Below are 23,558 nucleotides of genomic sequence, written 5' to 3' on the forward strand. Positions count from 1 at the left end.
ACCTCGACCGCCGGAAGGCCGAGCATCCCGGCTCGCTTGCGACCGGACCGTGCAGCATTCCGGTAATGGCAACGTTCGGGCATCGAGTCAGGATGCTGGGCGAAGTCCCGGCCCCCGCCCGCGGTCTCCCGACGCGGGCGGGGACTCAAGGTGAGCGGTCACGAGTTCTTCGATCTCGACTCGGGCAATGCGACGGGTCGCGGACCCGAGGCCCGGCAGCAGATGCAGCAGGCCCACTTCCACGTACTTCGCGACCGTTCGGTCACACACGCCCAACAGGACGCCTGCCTCGCGGTAGTTCAGCGCCAGTGGTTGCTCGGACCGCAGCACTGCCACGACCTCGGTCAGCTTCTCTTCGAGGATCCGTTCGACAGTGTCCGACACCGCCGTCTCGATGGAGCTCACTACGCCTCCCTCCCGGTCGTTGCCCCTCGGTCCCCGCGCCGTGAGCGCAGCACCTGTTGCGTACGGTGAACAGCCGGTCATGTCCCGCAAGCTGGACAGGCTGCTACTGCCCACCATTGCCAATCCCTTCCTCAAGTGACACCGCCGCCGCGGCGTCTCGAGCGGGCAGGAAGTGCGCGTACACGCCGAGCGTCATCGACGCGTTCGCGTGCCCAAGCCGGCCGGCAACCGTGCGTACGTCGTATCCCTGACCGAGCATGCGCGTCGCGACGGCGTGACGTAGGTCGTGGAACCGCACGTCACCCACACCAGCCGCCTTGCGGAGTCGCCGCCACCGGACGTTGAGAACCCCAGGATTCATGGGCCGCCTCGGGTCCTTGTCCGGCCCGAAGAGGTAGCTGTCCTCAGCGCCAATCCCCAGGGCCAGGTTTCGTTCCTGATGACGGTGTCTCATCGCACGGAGCGCAGCGACCACGGCGGGCCCGAGTGCTGCGGAGCGCACCGATGCCGCCGTCTTTGCTCGCTCGACGACGATGGCCTCGTGACCGACCATCTGGACGACGCGTCGAATGGTGACCGTCGCACCGTCGAGGTCGAAATCCGACCACCGAAGCGCGCAGATCTCACCTCGACGAGCCCCCAGGTTCACCCCGAGCCGAACCAAGACAGCGAAGTCCACGTCGCGGGCCTCAGCGACCCGAATCAGCCGATCGAGAACGTCATCGGACGGCGGTTGCACCACCTGCCGTCCGACCTTTGGCGGGTGAGCGTCGGCAGCAGGGTTTGCGGCGATCCACCCCCAGCGCCGCGCCTGTTCGAAGGCGAGCCGCAACGGGACATGGACCTTGCGGATCGTCGACGCCGACAGCGGCCTTCCGCGGCGGCCGCCGCCCTCCGCGAGTCGCCGATAGAGCACCTCGAGCGTCCGGACATCGATAGCGTCGATCGGCTTGTCGCCGATGTGCGGGCGGATCTGGCAGCTAAGCGCCTGGCGCCATCGCTCGACAGTCGAACGCTCTGCGTCGGTCTGGTCGAGGAACTCGTCGAGCAGTTCGTCCACCGTGACCCGGCGGGTCCGTTGCTCCCATCGCGCTTGTCGGATCTGCTCCGTCAACTCGGCCAGCGCCTGGTTGGCAGCACGCTTGCCCGGCACCCGCACCAGGCGGGTGACGCGGCGTCGCTGCCCAGTCAAGGGGTCGGGTGGCGCCTCGACGAAGAGTCGCCAGCGGTCCCCGGTCAGGTGTTGCACTGACCCCATGTTGTCCTCCCATCTCGTGCCGATGTCCGTGGCGGTTTGGCACACGGATGGCACACGGGCCCTGCGTGGGGCTCTCGTCGCTGATGGGGAGACGAGGGCGAAATCCCAGTTGACCTGGGATTTCGCCCTTGGCACCCCCAACGGGATTCGAACCCGTGCCGCCACCTTGAGAGGGTGGTGTCCTAGGCCGCTAGACGATGGGGGCTGGATTGGCGCCGCTGAGCGACGAGCTCGGGGGGGAGGACTCGAACCCCCAATGACTGGACCAGAACCAGTTGTGTTGCCGATTACACCACCCCCGAACGGGTGGACGGTTCACAATAGCGATTCCCCGCGACCCCTCCCAAACTCCGTTCTGGGCTGCTCTTTACGCGCTGGAGCGCGTAATTCTCAGCCCAGAACGGGGGGTGGGCGGGGGTGGACGGGGGGTGGGCGGGGGTGGACGGGGGTGGACGGGGGGTGGTGGGGGTCAGCGGTTGTCGAGGCGGCGGAAGCCGATCACCCGGCCGATGCCGAGCGCCACGGTCTCGCGCCCGAGTTGGTGGAGCTCCGCGGCGGTCGACCGCTGGTCGGGGGCGGGTGACACCTGGGCGGTGAGATGCACTTCGTGGGCGATCGCCAGCAGTCGGGCGCTGTGGTAGTCGTCGGACACGAGCATCACCTTGGTGATCCCCCGGGGTCGCAGGAACCCGGCCGACGCAGCCAGCGACTCGTACGTACTGCCGCCGTTGACCTCCTTCAGGATCTTGGTGTCGGGCACACCACGAGCACGCAGGTAGTCGTAGCCGGTGGTGGCCTCGGTGTAGCGGTCGCCGGGTTGGCGCCCGCCGGTCACGACGATGATCGGTGCGACTCCCTGGCGCCACAAGGCGAGCGCGTGTTCCAGGCGGGCCGCCAAGTCGGGCGACGGCCGACCGTTGTACTGCGCGGCGCCGAGCACGACGATGGCCTGGGCGTTGCCGTGGTCGACCCGGTACGAATCACCCCACACCTGCAGGAACGTCACGCCGAAGTAGCCGACCACGAGCGCCATGAACGCCGCGACCAACCGCAGGACCAAGCGCTTGGTGAAGCGGGCCACCACGAACAGCCCCGCAGCCCCGATGATCAGCGTGAACAGCAGCGCTGCCAGCGGACCGCTCATCGGTCAGGCGGTCATCCGACGCGGCGCCGGGTGGCCCGCAGTCGTTCGAGCGTGCGGTACCGGCCCAGCACCGCCAGCGACTCGAACAACGGGGGGCCCACCGTTCGCCCACTGACCGCGACCCGCACGGGCCCTTGTGCCTTGGAGAGCTGGGGAGCGCCTTCGCTGTTCACCAGCCCCGCGTCGATCGCCGCGGCCTCGATCGCGGCGCGCACCGGCTCGGGCGCCCACTCCGCGTCGGTCACTGCGTCGAGCCGAGCAATGGCGGCGTCGAGCATCTCGGGCACCTGCTTGCCCTTCACGATGGCCTTCTGCCACGACGCGCCGTCGATCGTTGGTTCGTCGAGGTACAAGAAGTCGATCATCGGGTCGACTTCCGCCAAGGTGCGCACCCGTTCTTGCACTTCGGTGGCCAACGACGCCAACGCGTCGCGAGCGGCATCGCCTCCGGCCAGGAACGGTGCGGTGGCGGCGAGGAACTCGTCGCGGCCCAGCGCGCGGATGTGCTCGGCGTTGACGTGCAAGAGCTTCTTGCGGTCGAAGAACGCAGGCGAGGGGTTGACGTCCTCGAGGCGGTACAGCTCCACGATCTCGGCGACGGGACGCACTTCCACGCCGTCGGGTGGGCCCCAGCCGAGCAGCGCCAAGTAGTTGACCATCGCGTCGGGAAGGAACCCGGCGTCGCGGTAGTCGGCCATCGACACGTCGTCGCGCCGCTTCGAGAGCTTCTTGCGCTGCTCGTTGACCAGCAGCGGCATGTGGGCGAACGCCACCGGCTTGGGCAGTTCCAAGGCGTCCTGCAACAGCAGGTACTTCGGCGTGTTGTTGAGGTGGTCCTCGCCCCGGATGACGTGGGTGATGGCCATGTCGCTGTCGTCGAACGCGTTGGCGAGCAGGAACATCGGGGCGCCGTTCGACCGCACCACCACGAAGTCCTCGATGTTGGCGTGCTCAAAGGAGACCTCGCCGCGGATCAGGTCGGTCCAGCCGGTGGCCCCGGAGTCGGGCACCCGGAACCGCAGGGCGCGGCCGGGCGCGGGGCCGAGGTTGCGGTCGCGGCAGTGGCCGTCGTAGCCGGGCTTGCCGCCACGGGCCTTGGCGCGTGCCTGCACTTGCTCGGGGGTGCAGTCGCAGTGGTACGCCGCTCCGGTGGCAACGAGCTTGGCGGCGGCGTCGAGGTACAGGTCGGCGCGAACGCTCTGGTGGACGGGGTCGCCGTCCCAGCGGAGGCCGAGCCACTCGAGCATCTCGAGCACGTTGTCGACGAGCTCAGGACGGTTGCGCTCGGCGTCGGTGTCCTCGATCCGCAACAAGAACGTCCCACCCGTGCGGCGGGCGACCAGCCAGTTGGCCAACGCCGAGTGCCCCGAGCCGACGTGCAGGTAGCCGGTGGGTGAGGGCGCGAAGCGGACACGGGGGGGAGCGTCGGGCACCCGCTCCACGGTAGTGCTCGTGCCTTCCGGCCCGGACGACGGGCACGGCGCGCCGAGCTCAGTGGCGGCGCCGAGCGGACCCAAGCGAGCGCGTCGGGCAGACTGTGGTGCCCGACAACTGGAGGACCACCGTGGCGTGGTTGTTGGTGATCGTTGCCGGCGTGTTCGAGACCGGCTTCGCCTTGTCGCTCAACGCGAGCGACGGCTTCAAGAAGCTGTGGCCGACGGTGTTGTTCTGCGTGTGCGCGCTGGCGAGCTTCGGCCTGTTGACGGTCAGCTTGAAGCATCTCCCCGTTGGCAGCGCGTACGCCGTGTGGACCGGCATCGGCGCCGCCGGCACGGCCGCAGCCGGCATCTTGTTCCAGGGCGACCCGGCCAGCGCGCTGCGCGTCACTGCCTTGGTGCTGATCGTGGCGGGCGTGGTGCTGCTGCCGCTGACGGGCGGCCACTCGGCACCCTGACACGAAAAGACTTCGGTGGCCCCCCTCTTGCAGCAGGGGGGTGCAGCGACCGCACCATCGGTTGATGGACCACGACTCCGAGCTGCTCGTGCACCTGGTCATCGAGGACCGCGCCGACTTCCGAGGCCGATTGGTGCGCGACGACGGCTGGGAGCGGTCATTTCACGGCAAGCTCAGCCTCCTCGCCGCGCTGGAGGACGTCGCCGATCTCGGCCCGGGAAGCGATGCCTAGCTTGCGGAACACGCCGCTGAGGTGGTTCTCGACCGTCCGCATCGACACGAACAGCTGCTGACCGATCTGACGGTTGGTCAGGCCATCTGCGGCCATCTCGGCAACCCGCCGTTCGCTCGGCGTGAGGGCGTCGACCCCGACGAGGACCCGGCGCCTCGGCTTGGCGCCCGATGCCCGTAGCTCGGCTTCGGCTCGATCCGCCAACGTACGGGCGCCGAGGCGCTCGGCGAGGTCGAGCCCCTCGCGCAGCACGGGTCGGGCATCGGCGCGCCGCTTGGCGCGCCGCAACGTCATGCCGATGTCCACGAGGACCAACGCTCGTTCGAGCGGTGTGTCCGGCCCCGACAGCACCTCGGTCGCCTCTTCGAGCACGGCCAAGCGGTCCGCGGCGGGAGTCGCCGCGGCGTAGCCCCACAAGGCGGTACCGACCGCGCGCGAGGTGCCGAACGTGCGGGCATGGTCCAACGAGGTCGACGCCAATCCGAGCGCCTGGTCGGGATCGGTCGCCGCCAACGCGACCGCGGCACCGATGCGCCACGGGATGACGGCCGGGTTCTGAACCCCGAGGGCCAAGAACTGCTCGCCAACCCCGAGGAACTCCTCAGCGGCGAGCTCCGGCAGCCCGTCGAGGTACGCCAGCCATCCGCGCGCATCGCGCAAGAACGCGGTCGCGTAACCGCTCGGGAGGGGGCCGTCGAGCGCGTGTTCGGCAAGGACCTCACGCGCCTCGTCCGGCCGGCCGCAGAACGCGAGCGCCTTGACCCACCACGCCACCCACAGACGGGTCAGTTGGGCGGGCGGAGCGCCGCCCGCCTCGGCGACGGCCCGCGCCGCTGCCTCGGCGTCGCGCACTTGACCGCGCCGCAGCGCCACATACGTCTGCACCATCCGTGCCTGGACGAAGCCCAGGCTCGACCCGGTGCGCAGCGCCTCGGTGGTGGCATCGTCGATGATCGAATCGACCATCTCGAAGTCCTCGCAGACCACCGACAGCAACGCGGTCGGGACGAACTTCGGCGACGCGGGGTTGATGAACCGCAGCACACCGTCGGCGCGCGCCGCACGCAGGTAGGACCGGCAGCGGTCGACCGGCTCGCCCCGGCGGATCAGCACCCCACCTCGCGTCACGAGGGCCACGCGGTCCTCGTACGTCGTCGGCACGGTGTCGGGGTCCAGGTCCTCGAGCGCACCCGCGGCTTCGAGAGGGCCCCGCGCCGCGTCGAGCGCCCGGGGCTCCACGCCCGCCGTGTCGATGAGGTCGGAGATCAGCATCTTGGCCATCCGGTCGAGCCGGGCGCAGGTGGCCGGATCGGTTGCCTCCGCGAGCGCCGCCCGGACCTGCTCCAAGATGGCCGCCAAGACCTCGATCGACTCGACCACCCGATCGGCAACCGCCAGGCGGCCGGCCAGGATGCGGGCCGCCAGCAGCTTTCCGTCCAAGTCCGACGGCTCTGCCAGGGCCGCGCGCAAGCGGTCCTCCGCCCCGTCGCGCAGGGCGAGCACCTCAGCGAGACGCCAATCACGCACCATCGCGGCGCGGAGCTCCAGCGGCGGGGGCTCCGCCACCGCACGCTCCAAGTACCGGCAGGCCCGAGCGGTGTCCCAGTGCAACATCGCCACCTGCGACACGCGGTGCAGCAGCGCCACGATCTCGGGGTCACCCGCAGGCTCGGCGAGCACGAGGTGCGAGGCCACGCGCTCGTCGGGCGCGCCCTCCGTCCGGAGCAACGTGGCGGCTCGGCGATGGCGGCGGGCCCGCTCCGGCGCGGTCAGCTCGGCGTAGATCGACTGGCGCACGATCGGATGCACGAAGCGCACGGGCCGCGCGTCGTCGATGATGCCGTGGCGCACCAAGCCGTCGAGCGCGGCGGCCGCGTCGTCGAGACCGACGCCGGCCAGTGACGCCACCAATCGCAACTCGGTCTCGTCACCGAGCACGGCAAGGCTGCGAGCGACCTCGACCGAGCCGGCCGGAAGCTTGGCCAGCCGCACCAACACCGCTTCGGCCACGGCACGCGGCCCCACGTCGCGCACTGCGTCGGCCTCGGCCGCCGAGCCTTCCCAGCGGCCGACCGCGAGCTCGCGGGCCAGTTCGCCGAGGAGGAACGGGTTGCCACCAGTGGTGTCGCGACAGGCCGTGGCGAACTCGGGCGTCGGGTCGAGCTCCGCCTGGGCAGCGAGCAGCTCGCGGACCGCGTCGATCGTCAGCGGCGCCGGCTCCAACACCTCGGCCTCGTGGTCGATCCCGGCGAGGAGGGAAGCCGACTGCAGTGGCCGGCCATCGTCACGCTCGCTCAGCACGAGCAAGAGCCCGAGACCTTCGAGACGGCGGGCCAGGTAGGAGAGCACTTGCAGCGAGGCGTGGTCGCACCACTGCACGTCGTCGACGAACAACACGACCGGCGTGTGCTCGGTCAAGGCCACCATCAGCCAGTAGAAGCCGAGCAGGATCGACTCCTGGCTGATCGCCAGCGTCGAGACGGAGTCGGAGCTCAACAGGTCCTGGGCGAAGCGGGCCGACCCGTCGAACAGCTCCGAACCCGGCCCCGTGGGCTGGCCTCGCAGGAGCGGCTGGAACAGCTGGCGAACGACGGCATACGGAAGATCGAGCTCGAGCTCACCCGCAGTGGCTGCGAGCGCGCAGAGACCGAGACCGGCCGCTGACGCAATGGCTTGCTTGACCAGGCGCGTCTTGCCGATGCCCGCCTCGCCACGCACCAACGCGATGCCACCGCTTCCCGACGCCAACCGCTGCATGGCCCCTTGGAGCGCCGCCTGCTCGGTGGCCCGCTCCAGGATCCGCGGCGCCTCGACCCGCTTCACCGCCCCGCCTCCCAAACTTTGGGGGGCGCCCCACTCATGCGCCCGCTGCCCCATCACTCTACGTTCATCAACGGCCGCGAGCAGCGGCGAACCGAACCCACGACCCGGAGGGGTGAACAGTGAAGCACCGCAGTCGGCGCATGCCCGCGCTCGTGCTGCTCGGCGCGATCGTCCTTGTCACTGCAGTGGCGGGATGTTCGAGCAGCAAGAGCTCCAAGAGCAGCCCGAACAAGACCAGCAGCACCACCGTCAGCAGCGCGGTCAGCCAGGCCTGCAATGCGTGGATCGAAGTCGAAAAGGTCGCGAGCAGTGGGCCGGGCGGGCCCGATGAACAACCCGACGCCGCCGCAGTCAAGGCGTTCGCGACCACATTGGCGACGCCGGTCGACGCGTTCACCGGCCTGGCCCCCGCCGCGGTGAAAGCCGATGCGACCACGATCCAGGGGATCGTCCACGCCGCCACCCAGGGACAGAACCTCGACCAGCTCGACCCGAGCAGCCCCGCGCTGGCAACACCCCTGACGGGGGTCGAGAAGTGGGTCCACACGGCATGCCCCTTCACCAAGCTCAACGTGCAGGCGGTGGACTACGGCTACAAGGGCCTGCCGGCCACCGTCAGAGCCGGGAAGGTCAGCCTCGAGCTCACCAACACCGCGATGGACGAGGAGCACGAGCTGTCCATCCTGCGCATCAAAGACGGCAGCGACGTCACCAGCGACGAGCTCGTGAAGGCCCTGGTGTCGGACCCCAACGGCGCCGAGCAGAAGTACGGCGACAAGGTCGACTTCGTCGCCGACGTGTCGGCCGCCCATGACAAGACCAACTACACCACCACCGACCTCACGCCCGGCGACTACGTGGCGGTCTGCTTCCTCCCGTTGCACGGCCAGGAGAACGGCGCCCCGCACGTGAGCAAGGGGATGATCCAGGCGTTCAAGGTCGCCTGACCACCAGGCCCGGGAGCGGGCGGAGGGATCCCCGGCGTGGTGGGCGCCGGGGATCCCGGCGCGTCACGGCACGTAGGCCCCGACCAACGCCAGACTGGCCAAGGCCACCATGGTGGCCGCGCTGCCGGCGGTGACGATGCGGTCGACGCGGTCGTCGCCCGAGATCGTGACCAGCCCGAGGACGATCGGGAAACCACCGAGCGCGTAGCGCTCCAGCGAGTTGATGTTCGCCGAGCCGAGGGCCACCACCAGCACCGCAGCCGCGAACAGCCCGTACGACACCGGCCATCGCCACAGCACCACCAGCACGAGCACCACGAAGATCACTGCAAACGGCACGTGCAGGCCCTGCTTGAGGCCTTGCGACCCGCCGAGCTGCTTGACCCCGTCGACCAGCCGCGTGATCGGGTCGACCGTCTTGCCGCGGAGGCCTTCCTGCACCGTGTAGGGCGCGAACCAGTCGCCGAAGCGAACGCCGACCCATGCCAAGTACGCGATCAGCCCCGCCACGGGCGCCAGGACCGCCGCCGCCTGGTCGGTGCTGACCAGCTTGCGACCCCGCCCTCGTGTGCGGACCACCTCGACGACTGCCGGGATCGCGAGCAGGCAGCCGACCGGCCGCAACAGCCCGGCCGCGAGCCCCGCCAGCGCCGCCCACCACCAGCGGCCGCGGCGATAGCCGATGAACGCGCCGATGGCCGCGCACAGGAACAGCGACTCCGCGTAGGCCCAGGCGAGCACGAACGCGGAGGGGAACAACGCCAAGTACCAGACCGAGCGGCTGGCCGCGGCGCGGTCGCCGGTCTCGTCGAGCACCAGGCGATGCAACAACAGCCCGGCGCCGAGCGCGCCGACGTTCGCCAACGCCAACAAGGCGAGTTGCGTGTTGCCGCCCAGCACCCACCCGAGCGCCTTGCCGAGCATCGGGAACAGCGGGAAGAACCGGAGTGATTCCTTCCCGAGGTGCCCGTAACCACCTCGGGCGATGGTCTCGTACCAGCTGCCATCCCACGAGACCCATCCGAGCGGTCCGTGGACGTTGGCGGTGAAGGGATGGCCAACCAGCCACTTCGTGCTCACCCTCGCCAGCAGCGAGGCCACCACCACCAGGACCCGTGCGAACAACCAGGACGGGAGGACGGCGCTCACCAACGGTGAGCCGGCCCAGCGCGAGCGGCGGGCGTTCATGGCTCGGGGCGAGACGCCCGAGTGGAGGTCAGTGGCCGACGCGTCGCGCCGCGTCGAGGTCGAGCAGCGACTTCCAGTTCGTGGCGTGGGCGGAGGCGATCGCGGCAGGGGTCTGACACAACGTCTGCTCCGGCACCGTGTCGGCGATCGTGCGCTGCACGACGTACGAGTTGTGGTGCCCGGCACCCTCGAACAGCTGGCGCCGGGTCTCCACCAACTCGTCATCGGGCGACTCGTCGAGGAAGCCCCACACCGTGAACGCCACCGTGAGGTCGTGGACGACGGGCGCGCGGCCGAACAACGACGACCGCTTCATCGCGATCTGCACGGCGCCCGCCTCCGCGTCGCGCCGGTGCTCACCGTCGGCGAGGTGGAGCTTGTCCGCGAACAGCCCGAGCAGCTTGTAGGCATAGCCGAGATCGGGTCCCGGCGAGCCGAGCCGATCGCCCCGCGGCTGGGCGTCGCGCGGGAAGTCGCCGGGACGGTCGGCGAGCCAGGGCTCAGGGCGTCGCGGGGTCGACACCCACACCAGGCGTGGGGCGTCGGAAGGGGAAGTCGGGACGTACTCGGGTGCGGCCATCGGGGCGCAATCTATCCGTCGACTGCTGCCTGGTCCGAAATGGGCGTCCCGGCTCGACCTGCGTGGAGCAGCCCATAGACGATCGAGTCGAGCAGCGCTTCCCAGGACGCTTCGATCACGTTCTCGTGCACGCCGATCGTCGTCCAGGCCTGGTCGCCGTCGCTGGACTCGATCAGCACCCGGGTCACCGCGCTGGTGCCCACCGACGTGTCGAGCACGCGCACTTTGAAGTCGACCAACTTGATGTCGGCCAACTGGGGAAAGCGGTTGCCGACCGCGCTGCGCAGGGCGGTGTCGAGCGCGTTGACGGGACCGTTGCCCTCCCCCACGGCGATGAAGCGCTCGTCGCCGACCCACACCTTGACGGTGGCCTCGGTGTCGACGAGTGGATCGATCGGGTCGCCTGCGAGGTCCGACACGTCGCCCGCGGTCCGGTGGTAGGTGGTGACCCGCCAGCCCTCGACGCGGAAGAAGTCCTGGTGCCACCCCGTGGCCGCCCGCATGCGGAGCTCGAGCGACGCGTCGGCCGCCTCGAACACGTAGCCCTCTGCCTCGAGCCGCTTGAGCTCCTCGCTCAGCGCGCCGGCCGCGGCACCGTCGAGCTCGACACCCAACTCGGCCGCCTTCATGGACATACCGGCCCGCCCGCCGAGGTCGCTGACGAGCACCCGAGTGTGGTTGCCGACGAGCGTGGGATCGACGTGCTCGTACGACGCGCCGCCGACCTTGCCGAGCGCGGAGGTGTGCAGACCTCCCTTGTGCGCGAACGCCGACGCACCCACGTACGGGTCCGCCTCGTGCGGCGGGAGGTTGACCAGTTCGGCCACGTGTCGGCTCACCGATGTGAGGCGGGCGATACGCCCTTCGGGCAGGCAGCGCACCCCGAGCTTCAGCTCGAGGTTCGGGATGACCGTCATGAGGTTGGCGTTGCCCGTGCGCTCGCCGTAGCCGTTCGCCGTGCCCTGCACCTGCGTGGCGCCGGCCCGCACCGCGGCGATGGAGTTGGCGACCGCGGACCCCGAGTCGTTCTGGGTGTGGATGCCGATCTGCACGCCGTCGAGGTAGCGGCGCACCTCGGTCGTGGCTTGCTCTACTTCGTGCGGCAGCGAGCCGCCGTTCGTGTCACACAGCACGACGCACGACGCGCCGGCGATCGCCGCGGCTTCCAGCACCCGCAGCGCGTACTCGGGTCCGTGCTTGAAGCCGTCGAAGAAGTGTTCCGCGTCGAAGAACACGCGCAGACCTGCGCCCGCGAGGAACCGCACGGAGTCGGCCACCATGGCGACGCCCTCGTCGAGTGACGTCTGCAGCGCTTCGGTGACGTGGAAGTCCCAGCTCTTCCCCACGATGCACGCGGTGCCCACGCCGGCTTCGACCAGCGCCCGCAGTGTGAGGTCCTCGTCGACCTTGCCCCGTGGGCGCCGGGTCGATCCGAACGCGACGAGCTGCGACGTGGTGAGGCGCAGCTCCGACGGTGCCCGGCGGAAGAACTCCTCGTCTTTCGGGTTGGCCTGCGGGTAGCCACCTTCGATCCAGGCGACGCCGAGCTGGTCGAGCAACTCGGCGATGCGCAACTTGTCCTCGACGGTGAGCGAGATGCCCTCGAACTGCGCGCCGTCGCGCAACGTGGTGTCGAAGATGTCGATCGACTCCGGCCAGCTCGAACGCTCCTCACTCGTTGACATAGGTGAGCCAGTCCTTGTAGCGGTCGACTTGGCCGCGGACCGTGGCGAAGTATGTCTCCTGGATGCGGCGGGTGATGGGTCCCGGCTCGCCGATCTCGCGGTCGTCGACGGAACGGATCGGCACCACCTCGGCCGCGGTGCCGGACAGGAACGCCTCGTCGGCCGTGTACAGGTCCGAACGCAACAAGTTGCCTTCGCGGTACTCGATGCCGAGGTCGGCCGCCATGGTGCGCACCGAGCTCTGGGTGATCCCCTCGAGCGCGCCGGCGGACACGGGCGGCGTGATGATCATCCCATCGCGGACGACGAACAGGTTCTCACCGGTGCACTCCGACACGTAGCCCTGCGGCGACAAGATGATGGCCTCGTCGTAGCCCGCCTTGAGCGCCTCGACTTTGGCGAGCTGCGAGTTGAGGTACATGCCCGTGGCCTTCGCCGCCGGCGGCAAGGAGTTGGGGTCGGGGCGCTGCCAGGAGCTCACCTTGGTGCGCACGCCGTGGCGCACGCCGTCGTCGCCGAGGTACGTGCCCCACGGCCACACCGCGATCGACACGTTCGTCGGGCACGGCAGCGGGTTGAGGCCCATCTCGCCGTAACCCAGGAAGACGATCGGGCGGATGTAGCACGACGGCACGTTGTTGGCTCGCACCGTCTCGACGGTGGCCGCCACCAGCTCGTCACGGCTGTACGGCACATCGATCAGGTAGATCTGCGCGCTGCGCAGCAAGCGATCGATGTGCTCGGGGAGACGGAAGACCGCCGGCCCTCGATCGGTCTCGTAGGCGCGGATCCCTTCGAACACGCCCGAGCCGTAGTGCAGACCGTGGGTGAGCACGTGCACCTTGGCGTCGTCCCAGGCGACCAGCTCACCGTCCATCCAGATCTTGTCGACACTCTGCAATGGCATCGTTGCCTCGCTTCTCAGACTCGACCGGCGATGGCGTCGCCGATCTCGGACGTGGTCCCGGTCAGGGAACCCGGGTCGGCGCACGCCTTGCGGACGCGGGCGCCGGCGTCGGCTTCGCCGAGGAACTCCAACATCATCGCCGCCGACAGCACCGCGGCGACGGGGTTCGCCTTTCCGGTGCCCACGATGTCGGGCGCAGATCCGTGGACGGGCTCGAACATCGACGGGCCGGTGCGCGCCGGGTTCAAGTTGGCCGAAGCGGCGAAACCGATGCCGCCGGACACCGCGCCGCCGAGGTCGGTGAGGATGTCGCCGAACAAGTTGTCGGTGACCACCACGTCGTATCGACCCGGGTCCTGCACGAAGTAGATCGACGCGGCGTCCACGTGGTTGTACGCCGTCCCCACTTGCGGGAACTCAGCCGCGACCTCGTTGAAGGTTCGCTCCCAGAGGTCGCCGGCGAACGTGAGCACGTTGGTCTTGTGCACCAGCGTGAGGTGCTTGCGATCGCGACCCGCAGCGAGCTCGAAGGCGTACCGCACGCATCGCTCCACGCCGTGGCGGGTGTTGACCGAGCCTTGCGTGGCCACCTCGTGGGGCGTGCCCTTGCGCAGCACGCCGCCCTCGCCGACGTAGGGGCCCTCGGTGTTCTCGCGGATCACCACCATGTCGACGTTGCGGTCGGGCAACAGGAACGGGCGCTGGTTGATGTACTGGTCGAGCTCGAAACGCATCTTCAGCAGCAGCCCTCGCTCGATCAGGCCGGGTGGCACCTCGGGCGTGCCGACCGCGCCGAGCAGGATCGCGTCGTACGCGCGCAGCTCGTCGAGCGTCTCGTCAGGGAACACCGTGCCGTCACGCAGGTAGCGCGCGCCGCCCAGATCGAACTCGGTGGTCTCGACGGCGACCCCGGTGGCGCGCACCACCTTCAGCGCCTCGGCCACCACCTCGGGGCCGATCCCGTCGCCCCCGATGACAGCGATCTTGTGGGCCACTCGCCCTTACCTCCTGCGGGTCGCGGGGCGAACGCGATCGCCCTCTAGAACGGAAAAACCGCCCACCAAGGTGGACGGTCGACAGCACACACCAGAGCTGGTGTGTGCTACGGAATGATCGCTACGGCAGTGCCGAACGTGCTCACGAACAGCGATTCTACGATGCCGCCGACCGCGACCGTCAACCCGGTTCGACCACGGGGAAGCCGGCGACCCCGGAATCGGTAGGCTCGACAGATGGCTGACGCAGTACACCTGTCGCAGACCGCGTTCGACCGGCTGAAGGCCGAGCACGACGACTTGACCACGCGAGGACGCGTCGAGATCGCCCGCAAGATCGAAGCAGCGCGGGAGCTCGGCGACCTCTCCGAGAACGGCGACTACCACGCGGCCAAAGAAGAACAGGGGAAGATGGAGGGCCGCATCCTCCAGCTCGCCCACATGCTCGAGCACGCCGAGATCGTCGAAGACGCCGGCGGCGAGGTGGTCGCGGCTGGGTCGGTCGTCACCATCCGCTACGAAGGCGACGAGGACACCGAGCGGTATCTGATCGGCTCGATCGAGGAGCGCCACGACCACCTCGAAGTCATGTCGCCCGGTTCCGCGCTCGGCCAAGCGCTGCTCGGCCACAAGCCCGGCGACTCCGTGAACTACGAGACGCCGACCGGCGCGTCGATCACGGTGGAGGTCGTCGAGGTCGGCTGACGCATCGCGGGCGGGTCGACGGGTCACCGGTCCGCCAGATGTGCGCCGGCCTCCACTTGGCGTGCGGCATCCACCACGTCGGCCGCGTACTTGCGGCCGGGCTGGCGCGTGGTCCGCTCGATCGGCCCCGACACGCTGATCGCCGCCACCGGCCGACCACGCCCGTCGCGCACGGGCGCGCTCACCGACGCCACCCCCGGCTCGCGCTCGGCCACGCTGTCGGCCCATCCTCGTTTACGCACCAACGGGTCGTCCGCCAGCACCTTGCCCGCGGAGCCCCGGTCGAGTGGATGGACGGCGCCGACCGGCACGATCGTCCGCAGCCCGTGCGGTGACTCGAGCGAAGCGACGCACACGCGGTTCTCGCCGTCGCGCACGTACAGCTGCACGCTCTCACCCGTTGCGTCGCGCAACCGTTCGAGCGGCTCGCGGGCGGCAGCCACCAGTGGTTGGCGAGCCGATGCCACCTGCCCCAGCCCGATCAGCCGCCACCCCAGCACCCACCCGCCTCGTGCCGGCCGGACGAGCAGCCCGTGTGCTTCGAGCGCGGACGCGAGCCGATGTGTGGTGGCACGGGAGTAACCGGTGGCCGCGACGAGCTCGGCCAGGCTCGACGCCCCACCTTCCACCGCGGCCAACACCGCCATCGACTTGTCGAGCACTCCGACGCCGCTTACTGTGGGTTCCACGAGACAAGATACTTGTCTCAAACTCTGATACATGCAAGCCACCGAGGTAGCCCGATGCCGACAGCACGTACGCTCAGCGAGAAGGTCTGGGACCGCCACGTCGTCGCCAACCACGACGACTCCGACCTGCTGTACATCGACCTCCACCTCGTCCATGAGGTGACCAGCCCCCAGGCCTTCGACGGACTGCGCATGGCGGGCCGCACGGTTCGTCGCCCCGACCTCACGGTGGCGACCATGGACCACAACGTGCCGACCGAGGCGATCGACCAGCCGATCAAGGACCCGATCTCGGCGAAGCAGATGCAGGTGCTCGAGGCCAACTGCCGCGAGTTCGGCATCGTCTGCTACGGCATGGGCGACGCCCACCAGGGCATCGTGCACGTGATCGGCCCCGAGCAAGGGCTGACACAACCGGGCATGACCATCGTCTGCGGCGATTCGCACACCGCCACGCACGGCGCGTTCGGTGCGCTGGCATTCGGGATCGGGACCAGCGAGGTCGAGCACGTGCTGGCCACCCAGACCCTTCCCCAGGTGCGCCCCGGCACCATGGCGGTCGTCGTCGATGGCGACCTGCCCGAGGGTGCAACGGCGAAGGACCTGATCCTCGCCGTCATCGGCCGCATCGGCACCGGCGGCGGCATCGGGTCGATCATCGAGTACCGCGGCTCGGCCTTTCGCGACCTCACGATGGAAGGCCGCATGACGGTGTGCAACATGTCGATCGAAGCGGGCGCCAAAGCCGGCATGATCGCTCCCGACGACACCACGTTCGCCTACCTCGAAGGCAAGGCCCACGCCCCCACCGGCAAGGCCTGGGAAGCCGCCCTCGACGACTGGCGATCGCTCGTCACCGACGACGGCGCCACGTTCGACAAGCAGGTCGACCTCGATGCCGCCTCGATCAGCCCACACGTGTCGTGGGGCACGAACCCGTCGCAAGTCACGCCGCTCGCCGGCCAGGTGCCGGACCCGGCGTCGTTCGCCGAGCCGTCCGAGCGCGACGCCGCAGCCCGCGCCTTGGAGTACATGGGCCTGACCCCCGGGACGCCGATGCGTGACATCAAGGTCGACACCGTGTTCATCGGGTCGTGCACCAACAGCCGCATCGAGGACTTGCGGGCCGCGGCCAAGGTCGCCGAGGGTCGTCACGTCGCCCAAGGCATGCGGACGCTGGTCGTGCCCGGCTCGCACGCCGTCAAGGCCCAAGCGGAGGCCGAAGGACTCGACAAGGTGTTCGTGGCCGCCGGGTTCGACTGGCGCGAGCCCGGCTGTTCGATGTGCCTCGCCATGAACCCCGACAAGCTGGCGCCCGGCGAGCGGGCCGCGTCGACCAGCAACCGCAACTTCGAGGGCCGCCAGGGCCGCGGCGGGCGCACCCACCTGGTGTCGCCGGCCGTCGCGGCCGCCACCGCCATCGCCGGCACGTTCGCGAGCCCCGCGGACCTGGCCTGACCTGTCCGACCTGGCCTGACCACGACCGACACCGACGAGGAGCACGCAATGGAAGCCGTCCGCATCGTCACCGGCACCGCAGTGCCGCTCGACCGCAGCGACGTCGACACGGACCAGATCATCCCCGCCGAGTGGCTCAAGCGTGTCGAGCGCACCGGCTTCGGCAAGGGTCTGTTCTCGACGTGGCGCGACGATCGCAACTTCGTGCTGAACGACGAGGCTTACGCCGGCGCCACGATCCTCGTGGCGGGGCCGAACTTCGGCACCGGCTCATCGCGGGAGCACGCGGTGTGGGCGTTGATGGACTACGGATTCCAGGCCGTCGTCTCGCCCCGCTTCAGCGACATCTTCCGCAACAACTGCACCAAGAACGGCCTTGTGCCGGTGGTGGTGCCCGACGACGTCGATCGCCGGCTGCTCGACGCCGTGCAGGCCGACCCCACCCTCGAGCTCACCATCGACGTGGCGCGCCGCACGCTCGAGGCGCCCGCGCTCGGCCTCACGATCGAGTTCCCGCTCGACGAGGCCACCCGCGAGCGCTTCCTCGAGGGCCTCGACGACATCGGCATCACCTTGCGCGATGCCGCCGCGATCACCGACTACGAGCCCCGCCGCGCCACTTGGCTCCCAACCGTCGACGCCCCCACCCCCACCTGACCGCCCTCCCCGTCCTCCCCCGTTCTGGGCTGAATTTTACGCGCTGGGACGCGTAATTCTCAGCCCAGAACGGGAGGGCGGGCGCGCTCGGCGGCCGACAGCACAGCTTGGAGCGACGCGGTGCTGATGTTGGGGTTGGTGCCGACGCCCCAGCGGGTGGTGCCGTCGTCGTCGACCGTCTCGACGTAGGCCACCGCGCTGGCGTCGGAACCGGTGCTCAGCGAGTGCTCGTGGTAGTCGACGACGTCGATCGAGATCCCGGCATCGGCGCGCAGGGCCGCCACGAACGCGGCGATCGGGCCGTTGCCGACGCCGTGCACGGTGACGGGCTGGCCGTCGACCGTGAGCTGCGCGGCGATGGCGGTCGAGCCGTCGTCGTCGGTCGACACCTCGTGTGACCGCAGCACCAGCGACGGCGCCGAGGGCAAGTAGATGTCCTGGAACGCGTCCCACATGGCCAGCGGGCTGATCTCGGTGCCGGTGTCCTCGGCGATGGCCTGGATCGACTTGGAGAACTCGATCTGGAGGCGGCGCGGGAGCGCGAAACCGTGCTCCATCTCCATGATGTAGGCGACGCCGCCCTTGCCGGACTGGCTGTTCACCCGGATCACCGCTTCGTACGTGCGGCCCACGTGGGCCGGATCGATCGGCAGGTACGGCACACCCCACTGCTCGTAGTCGCGACCGCGGCCCGCCGCTTCGGCATCGGCGTACAGCGCGGCGAAACCCTTCTTGATGGCGTCCTGGTGCGACCCGGAGAACGCGGTGTACACGAGGTCGCCGGCGTAGGGATGCCGCTCGTGCACCGGCAGACGGTTGCAGTACTCCGCGGTGCGACGCAGCGCGTCGATGTCGGACACGTCGAGCTTCGGGTCGACGCCCTGGCTGAACAAGTTGAGCGCCAGCGTGACCAAGTCGACGTTGCCGGTCCGCTCGCCGTTGCCGAACAGGCACCCCTCCACCCGGTCGGCCCCGGCCAGCACGCCCAGCTCGGCCGCGGCGACTGCGCAGCCGCGGTCGTTGTGGGGGTGCAGCGACAGGCGGACCGCGTCGCGGTTCTGGATGGTCCGCAGGAACCACTCGATGGTGTCGGCGTACAAGTTCGGTGTGTACATCTCGACCGTGGCCGGGAGGTTCATGATCAGCTTGCGCTCGCTGGTGGGCTCGATCACGTCGGCGACTGCGTCGCAGATCTCGACCGCGTACTCGACCTCGGTGCCGGTGTAGCTCTCGGGCGAGTACTCGTAGAACACCTCGGTACCCGGCACGGTCTCCTCGAGCTTGCGGCACATGCGCGCGGCGTTGACCGCGATCTCGGTGATGCCGTCCTTGTCGAGGCCGAACACCACCTTGCGCTGGAGCGTGGAGGTGGAGTTGTAGAAGTGCACGATCGCCCGGTGCGCCCCGGCGATCGACTCGTACGTGCGGGCGATCAGCTCGTCGCGGCACTGGGTGAGCACCTGGATGGTGACGTCCTCGGGGATCAAGTCGTCTTCGATGATCTGGCGGATGAAGTCGAAGTCGGTCTGGCTGGCCGCCGGGAACCCGACCTCGATCTCCTTGAAGCCCATGGCCACCAGCGTGTTGAACATCCGCAGCTTGCGGACCGGGTCCATCGGGTCGATCAGCGCCTGGTTGCCGTCGCGCAGGTCGACCGCGCACCACTCGGGGGCGTGGTCCTGGCGCCGGTCGGGCCACGTGCGATCCGGAAGCTCGAGCGGCACGTACGGGCGGTACTTGTCGAACGGCATCGTGCGTGGCTGCGCTGGTTCTGGCGGCATGGCTGGCTTCTCTCGTGTGGCCACTGATCTGTGGCTGGTGATTCGTGCAGTTGGTGAGGTGGTTCGTGTGACAGAGCGACGGCCCCGACGCGATCTGATCCCGAAAACGCAAGAAGCCCCCGGCCCGAGGGCACAGGAGCTTCGGCGAGCACCGGATGGTGGAGCTCGCCTACATGAGCAGGAGGAGGGTCGCGGCCGAGGTCATCGCCGACCAGTGTCTCGTCGCGGGGATCTCGTTGTCAAGAACAAAACGGGCCTTGGCATGACCCCCACGACCGAACTGGTCACGGCGGCCCGCTACCGTCGCCGCGATGCGCGGCCTGCGACGACTCGCCCTCACCTCCGCCGCGGCCATCGGCGCCGCTGTGGCGTTCCGCTGGTTGCGGGGGCCGGAGACGGCCGTGTTCGACGAACCGTGGCCCGTCGACGTGCCCTGGCCGGCGATCGAGCTGGCCGAACCGGCGCAAGGGTCCGCCGGAGCCGAACCCGGCAGCCTCAGTCCCGGTTGATCGCGACGGCGGTCTCGACGCCCGAGGCGGCCTGCAGCGCGCCGAGCACTTCGCTGCTGACCGCGCCGCCGGTGGCCACCACCATCAACGCCGACGCACCGTCGGGCGAGCGGCCGACGTGCATGTCGGAGATGTTCACCCCCGCGTCGCCGAGGATCGTGCCGACCGTCCCGATCACGCCGGGCTGGTCGTCGTTGCGGACCACGATCATGTGCTTGGCGGGCGGGAGGTCGAGGGCGTGGTCGTCGAGCAGCACGATGCGGGGCTCGCCCTTCATGCCGGTCAGCGTGCCGGCCACCGAGTGACCGCCGCCGCGCAACGTGACGAGGTTGACGTAGTCGCGGGCGGTGGTGGTGGAGATGTCGCGCACTTCGGTGCCGCGCTCCTCGGCGAGCTGCGGCGCGTTGACGTACGACACCGGCTCGTCGCTCACTGCGCCGAGCAGGCCCTTGAGCGCGGCGAGCGTGAGGATCCGGGTGTCGTAGTCGGCGAGCTGGCCCTGGTACTCGATCTCGAGCATCGGCGGCACCCCGGCCAGGCCGCTGAACATCTGGCCGAGCAGCTCCGCCAGACCGAGGTAGGGGCGCACCGTCTCGGAGGCCTCGGCGGCGGCGATGTTCACCGCGAACGGCACGAACTCGCCGGCGAGCGCGAGCTGCACCATGTCGGCGATGGTGTCCCCGGCCTTGTCCTGGGCTTCCACGGTGCTGGCGCCGAGGTGCGGCGTGACCACCACTTCGGGCAGGCCGAACAGCGGCGACTCGGTGGTGGGTTCCTCGACGAACACGTCGAGCGCAGCGCCGCCGATGTGACCCGACTTGATGGCTTCGGCCAACGCCGCCTCGTCGACGATGCCGCCACGGGCCACGTTGATCACCCGCAGGCCCTGCTTGGCCTTGGCCAGCAACTCCTTGCCGATCAGCCCGAGGGTCTCGGGGGTCTTGGCCACGTGCAAGGTGAGGAAGTCGGCAGTGGTCACCAGCGTGTCGAGATCGACGAGGTCGATGTTGAGCTGGCGGGCACGCTCCTCGGACACATACGGGTCATACGCGATCAGGTTCATGCCGAAGGCCATCGCCCGCTGGGCGACCAGCCGGCCGATCCGGCCGAGGCCCACCACGCCGAGGGTCTTGTCGGCGAGCTCCACGCCGTTCCACTTCGAGCGCTCCCACCGCCCCTCGACGAGGGCAGCGTGGGCTTGGGGGATGTTGCGGGCCTGGGCCAACAGCAACGCGATCGTGTGCTCGGCAGCCGACAAGATGTTGGACTGCGGCGCGTTCACCACCATCACGCCCTGCTTGGTGGCCGCTTCGACGTCGACGTTGTCGAGCCCGATGCCCGCACGGCCGACCACCACCAGGTCGCGGCCCGCGGCGAGCGCGTCGGCCGTGACCTTCGTGGCCGACCGGATGATCAGCGCGTGTGCACCTGGCAGCACCTCGAGCAGCTCTTCGGGCGACAGGCCCGTCTGCACGTCGACCTCGTGACCGGCGTCCCGGAGACGCTGGAGTCCGTTGTCGGCGATCTTTTCGGTGACGAGAACACGAGCCATGAGCCAATCCTCGCGGCTCGGTCGCGTCGGTCGCCAGATGACCCGAGTGTCAGTTGTCGCACCGGCCCGCGGTTCAGATCGCCGGTGCGCCGGCGACGGGGCAGGGTCGCACTTCAGACGAGGCCGACGGCCTCGGGTGGTGATTCGATCGGATCGGCCGGCTCGAAGCCGAAGACCCTGCCGTAGAACCACAGCTCGGTCTCGAGCGCCCGGATGATGTTGGGTGCTTGGCGGAAGCCGTGCTGCTCGCCCTCGAACGCGAGGTACACGTGGGGCACTCCCCGCGCGGCGAGCGCGGCCACGATCATCTCCGACTGGGCGGGCGGGACGACTTGGTCATCGAGGCCCTGGAACACGGCCATCGGGCGGGTGAAACCGTCGGTGTGGTGGATCGGCGACCGCTCCTCGTACGTGGCTCGCGCCTCGGGCCACGGCCCCACGAGCGTGTCGAGGTAGCGCGATTCGAACTTGTGCGTGTCGGCGGCGAGCGCACTCATGTCGGCCACGCCGTAGTGGCTGGCGCCGGCGGTGAACACGTCGTGGAACGCGTGCGCGGCGAGGGTCGTGTAGCCACCCGCGCTGCCGCCCCGGATCGCGAGGTGGTCGGGATCGACCTCGCCGGCGTCGACGAGGTGGCGGGCGACCGCCACGCAGTCCTCCACGTCGATGACGCCCCACTGGCCGTTCAGCGACCGCCGATACGCCGGCCCGAACCCAGTGGAACCGCCGTAGTTCACGTCGGCCACGAGGAACCCCCGGCTGGTCCAGTACTGCACGGCAGGGCTGAACGTCGGCCGCGCGGCGGCCGTGGGGCCGCCGTGGATCACGACCAGCAACGGCGGCTTTGTGCCGGGCGGCGCGGTGACCGTCGGGTTGGTGGGCCGGTAGACCAGCGCATGTGCCACTCGGCCGCCGGCGGACGTGAAGTCCAACGGCTCTGCCGCCGAGATCCACTCCGGACCCACGATCGGCTCCGTGGGCGGGGCCAGTGCCTCCCACCCGACCACCGCACGGCCGTCGATGCGGAACCGGTAGGGCTCAGAGGTGGCGGTCGCGGTGCCGCCGACCACGACGACGGTGGTGTCGTCGCCGGCGTCGAGCACCGCGGCAGGATCAGTGATCGGCGTGTCGAGCACGACGGGCGGGTCTTCGGGTTGCGACGGGTCGATCACCGCCAGCGAACCCATGCCGTCGCGCACCAGCGTGGCCACCACCTGACCGTCGGCCAACGGTGCGATCCACCGCGTGCCGAACACCCAGCCCGGACCGCCCAGCTCCGCGTCGACCGGCGCGACGTGTTCGACGTCGGCCGCGCCACCGTGCGGCGGGATGCGGTTGAGGTTCGACCAGCCCGAGCGCTCCGACAAGAACCACAAGGTGCCGTCGCGCCCGAACTCGGGCGCCTGGGTGACCTCGCTGGCGCTTCCCGACAGCCACGCTGCCGTGCCGGCAGCATGCACCTCGCCAGCCGCCGGGTCGAACGGTGCGCGCCACAGCTCCGCGCCGTCCCACGGCATGTTCGGGTGCCGCCACTCGATCCATGCGAGCGTGGCGCCGTCGCGGCTCAGTCGGGGCGAGTGGTAGAAGTCGGCGCCGCTCACCAGCACCTGGACCGCGTCGGATTCCTCGACCGCCGACCCGTCGAGCGGTACCGCCACGATCTCGTTCACGGCTTCACCGTGACGTTCGACATCGGCCGGCTCATGCGACTCACGAACGCACACCAACCACCGCCGGTCCGGGCTCGGCTGAGGGTCGGCGTAGCGCCAGCCGTGCGCCGCGCTCGGCGCGGCGGTGAGCGGCTGAGGCTCGTCGCCCGGCTCTGCAGTGAGATACAGCCGTTGGTCGTCCCACCTCGCGAACACCACGCCGTCGCCGACCGGGGCCCACGCCGCGCCCCCGTACTCGTGGGCCCGAGTGCGGGCGTTCCAGCCGTCGGGCAGCACGTCGTCCACGCGACCCGAGGGCGCGCGCCGACGCAGTTGCGTGCGACCCCCTTCGGCCGGCCGGCTCTCGTCCCACCACACAACGGGGCCCGCAAGGCGGGCCGTCGCGACCCGGCCCGGCGCTTCCATCAGGCGGGCGGCAGTGAGGGGCGAGGGCCAGGCCCCATAGGGGACCTCGGCTCGTGCCGCGCCCATGACCGACC

The 23,558-nt window shown here is 69.7% G+C and carries 21 protein-coding genes and 2 tRNA genes; 7 read left to right on the forward strand and 16 right to left on the reverse strand.

All coding sequences use genetic code 11. The features are described from left to right. Positions 1–87: 87 nt before the first annotated feature. From VHA73_05685 to gltX, 6 genes are all read right to left on the reverse strand, one after another. Entirely contained in the window at positions 88–405 is a 318-nt protein-coding gene (locus tag VHA73_05685) for a hypothetical protein (GenBank protein HVX17506.1), read from the reverse strand. A gap of 103 nt (positions 406–508) precedes the next feature. Further along, positions 509–1,558, reverse strand: coding sequence for a site-specific integrase (locus VHA73_05690; protein ID HVX17507.1), 1,050 nt, complete (start codon positions 1,556–1,558; stop codon positions 509–511). Positions 1,559–1,792: 234 nt separating this feature from the next. Continuing rightward, a tRNA-Glu gene (locus tag VHA73_05695) sits at positions 1,793–1,868 on the reverse strand. A 25-nt stretch (positions 1,869–1,893) separates the two neighbouring features. Continuing rightward, positions 1,894–1,965 (reverse strand) — tRNA-Gln (locus VHA73_05700). Positions 1,966–2,132: 167 nt separating this feature from the next. Continuing rightward, a complete protein-coding gene (locus tag VHA73_05705; protein ID HVX17508.1) occupies positions 2,133–2,807 on the reverse strand; it encodes a YdcF family protein in 675 nt (224 codons plus the stop codon). 11 nt (positions 2,808–2,818) lie between these two features. Beyond that, a complete protein-coding gene (gltX, locus tag VHA73_05710; GenBank protein HVX17509.1) occupies positions 2,819–4,240 on the reverse strand; it encodes a glutamate--tRNA ligase in 1,422 nt (473 codons plus the stop codon). 107 nt (positions 4,241–4,347) lie between these two features. Between gltX and VHA73_05715 the strand changes: the two genes are divergently transcribed. Next, positions 4,348–4,701, forward strand: a complete 354-nt coding sequence (locus VHA73_05715; GenBank protein HVX17510.1) for a multidrug efflux SMR transporter — start codon at positions 4,348–4,350, stop codon at positions 4,699–4,701. A gap of 64 nt (positions 4,702–4,765) precedes the next feature. Beyond that, complete coding sequence (locus VHA73_05720) at positions 4,766–4,933, forward strand: hypothetical protein (protein ID HVX17511.1); 168 nt, start codon at positions 4,766–4,768, stop codon at positions 4,931–4,933. On the opposite strand, the gene VHA73_05725 is transcribed toward VHA73_05720, so the two are convergent. Then, entirely contained in the window at positions 4,859–7,756 is a 2,898-nt protein-coding gene (locus tag VHA73_05725) for an AAA family ATPase (protein HVX17512.1), read from the reverse strand. The genes VHA73_05720 and VHA73_05725 overlap by 75 nt on opposite strands. 140 nt (positions 7,757–7,896) lie before the next feature. Between VHA73_05725 and VHA73_05730 the strand changes: the two genes are divergently transcribed. After that, positions 7,897–8,703: a hypothetical protein gene (locus VHA73_05730; protein HVX17513.1), complete on the forward strand. Its 807-nt coding sequence runs from the start codon at positions 7,897–7,899 to the stop codon at positions 8,701–8,703. Between the two features lie 63 nt (positions 8,704–8,766). On the opposite strand, the gene VHA73_05735 is transcribed toward VHA73_05730, so the two are convergent. From VHA73_05735 to VHA73_05755, 5 genes are all read right to left on the reverse strand, one after another. Then, positions 8,767–9,852, reverse strand: a complete 1,086-nt coding sequence (locus VHA73_05735; protein HVX17514.1) for a hypothetical protein — start codon at positions 9,850–9,852, stop codon at positions 8,767–8,769. A 67-nt stretch (positions 9,853–9,919) separates the two neighbouring features. Next, entirely contained in the window at positions 9,920–10,471 is a 552-nt protein-coding gene (locus tag VHA73_05740; protein ID HVX17515.1) for a hypothetical protein, read from the reverse strand. Positions 10,472–10,482: 11 nt separating this feature from the next. Beyond that, positions 10,483–12,156, reverse strand: coding sequence for a citramalate synthase (gene cimA, locus VHA73_05745; protein ID HVX17516.1), 1,674 nt, complete (start codon positions 12,154–12,156; stop codon positions 10,483–10,485). After that, positions 12,143–13,063 carry a branched-chain amino acid transaminase gene (locus VHA73_05750; protein HVX17517.1) on the reverse strand — a complete coding sequence of 307 codons (921 nt, stop codon included), beginning with the start codon at positions 13,061–13,063 and terminating at the stop codon, positions 12,143–12,145. Before VHA73_05750 ends, cimA begins: the two co-directional genes overlap by 14 nt. A 14-nt stretch (positions 13,064–13,077) precedes the next feature. Continuing rightward, positions 13,078–14,058, reverse strand: coding sequence for a 3-isopropylmalate dehydrogenase (locus tag VHA73_05755; GenBank protein HVX17518.1), 981 nt, complete (start codon positions 14,056–14,058; stop codon positions 13,078–13,080). A 237-nt stretch (positions 14,059–14,295) separates the two neighbouring features. Here VHA73_05755 and greA point away from each other — a divergent pair, with 237 nt between their 5' ends. Further along, positions 14,296–14,763: a transcription elongation factor GreA gene (greA, locus tag VHA73_05760; GenBank protein ID HVX17519.1), complete on the forward strand. Its 468-nt coding sequence runs from the start codon at positions 14,296–14,298 to the stop codon at positions 14,761–14,763. 23 nt (positions 14,764–14,786) lie between these two features. Here greA and VHA73_05765 read toward each other — a convergent pair whose 3' ends face one another. Next, a complete protein-coding gene (locus VHA73_05765; GenBank protein ID HVX17520.1) occupies positions 14,787–15,452 on the reverse strand; it encodes an IclR family transcriptional regulator in 666 nt (221 codons plus the stop codon). Between the two features lie 54 nt (positions 15,453–15,506). Between VHA73_05765 and leuC the strand changes: the two genes are divergently transcribed. Both leuC and leuD read left to right on the forward strand, forming a co-directional pair. Further along, positions 15,507–16,910: a 3-isopropylmalate dehydratase large subunit gene (gene leuC, locus VHA73_05770; GenBank protein ID HVX17521.1), complete on the forward strand. Its 1,404-nt coding sequence runs from the start codon at positions 15,507–15,509 to the stop codon at positions 16,908–16,910. A 48-nt stretch (positions 16,911–16,958) separates the two neighbouring features. Continuing rightward, positions 16,959–17,567 carry a 3-isopropylmalate dehydratase small subunit gene (leuD, locus tag VHA73_05775; protein ID HVX17522.1) on the forward strand — a complete coding sequence of 203 codons (609 nt, stop codon included), beginning with the start codon at positions 16,959–16,961 and terminating at the stop codon, positions 17,565–17,567. A gap of 59 nt (positions 17,568–17,626) precedes the next feature. Here leuD and leuA read toward each other — a convergent pair whose 3' ends face one another. Continuing rightward, positions 17,627–19,348, reverse strand: a complete 1,722-nt coding sequence (gene leuA / locus VHA73_05780) for a 2-isopropylmalate synthase (protein HVX17523.1) — start codon at positions 19,346–19,348, stop codon at positions 17,627–17,629. Between the two features lie 311 nt (positions 19,349–19,659). Here leuA and VHA73_05785 point away from each other — a divergent pair, with 311 nt between their 5' ends. After that, entirely contained in the window at positions 19,660–19,857 is a 198-nt protein-coding gene (locus VHA73_05785; protein ID HVX17524.1) for a hypothetical protein, read from the forward strand. Here VHA73_05785 and serA read toward each other — a convergent pair. Then, positions 19,844–21,409, reverse strand: coding sequence for a phosphoglycerate dehydrogenase (serA, locus tag VHA73_05790; protein HVX17525.1), 1,566 nt, complete (start codon positions 21,407–21,409; stop codon positions 19,844–19,846). The genes VHA73_05785 and serA overlap by 14 nt on opposite strands. A gap of 113 nt (positions 21,410–21,522) precedes the next feature. Further along, positions 21,523–23,550: a prolyl oligopeptidase family serine peptidase gene (locus VHA73_05795; GenBank protein HVX17526.1), complete on the reverse strand. Its 2,028-nt coding sequence runs from the start codon at positions 23,548–23,550 to the stop codon at positions 21,523–21,525. Between the last annotated feature and the right edge of the window lie 8 nt (positions 23,551–23,558).

It is taken from the genome of Acidimicrobiales bacterium (assembly GCA_035547835.1).
In the GTDB taxonomy this organism is placed as follows: domain Bacteria; phylum Actinomycetota; class Acidimicrobiia; order Acidimicrobiales; family Iamiaceae; genus DASZTW01.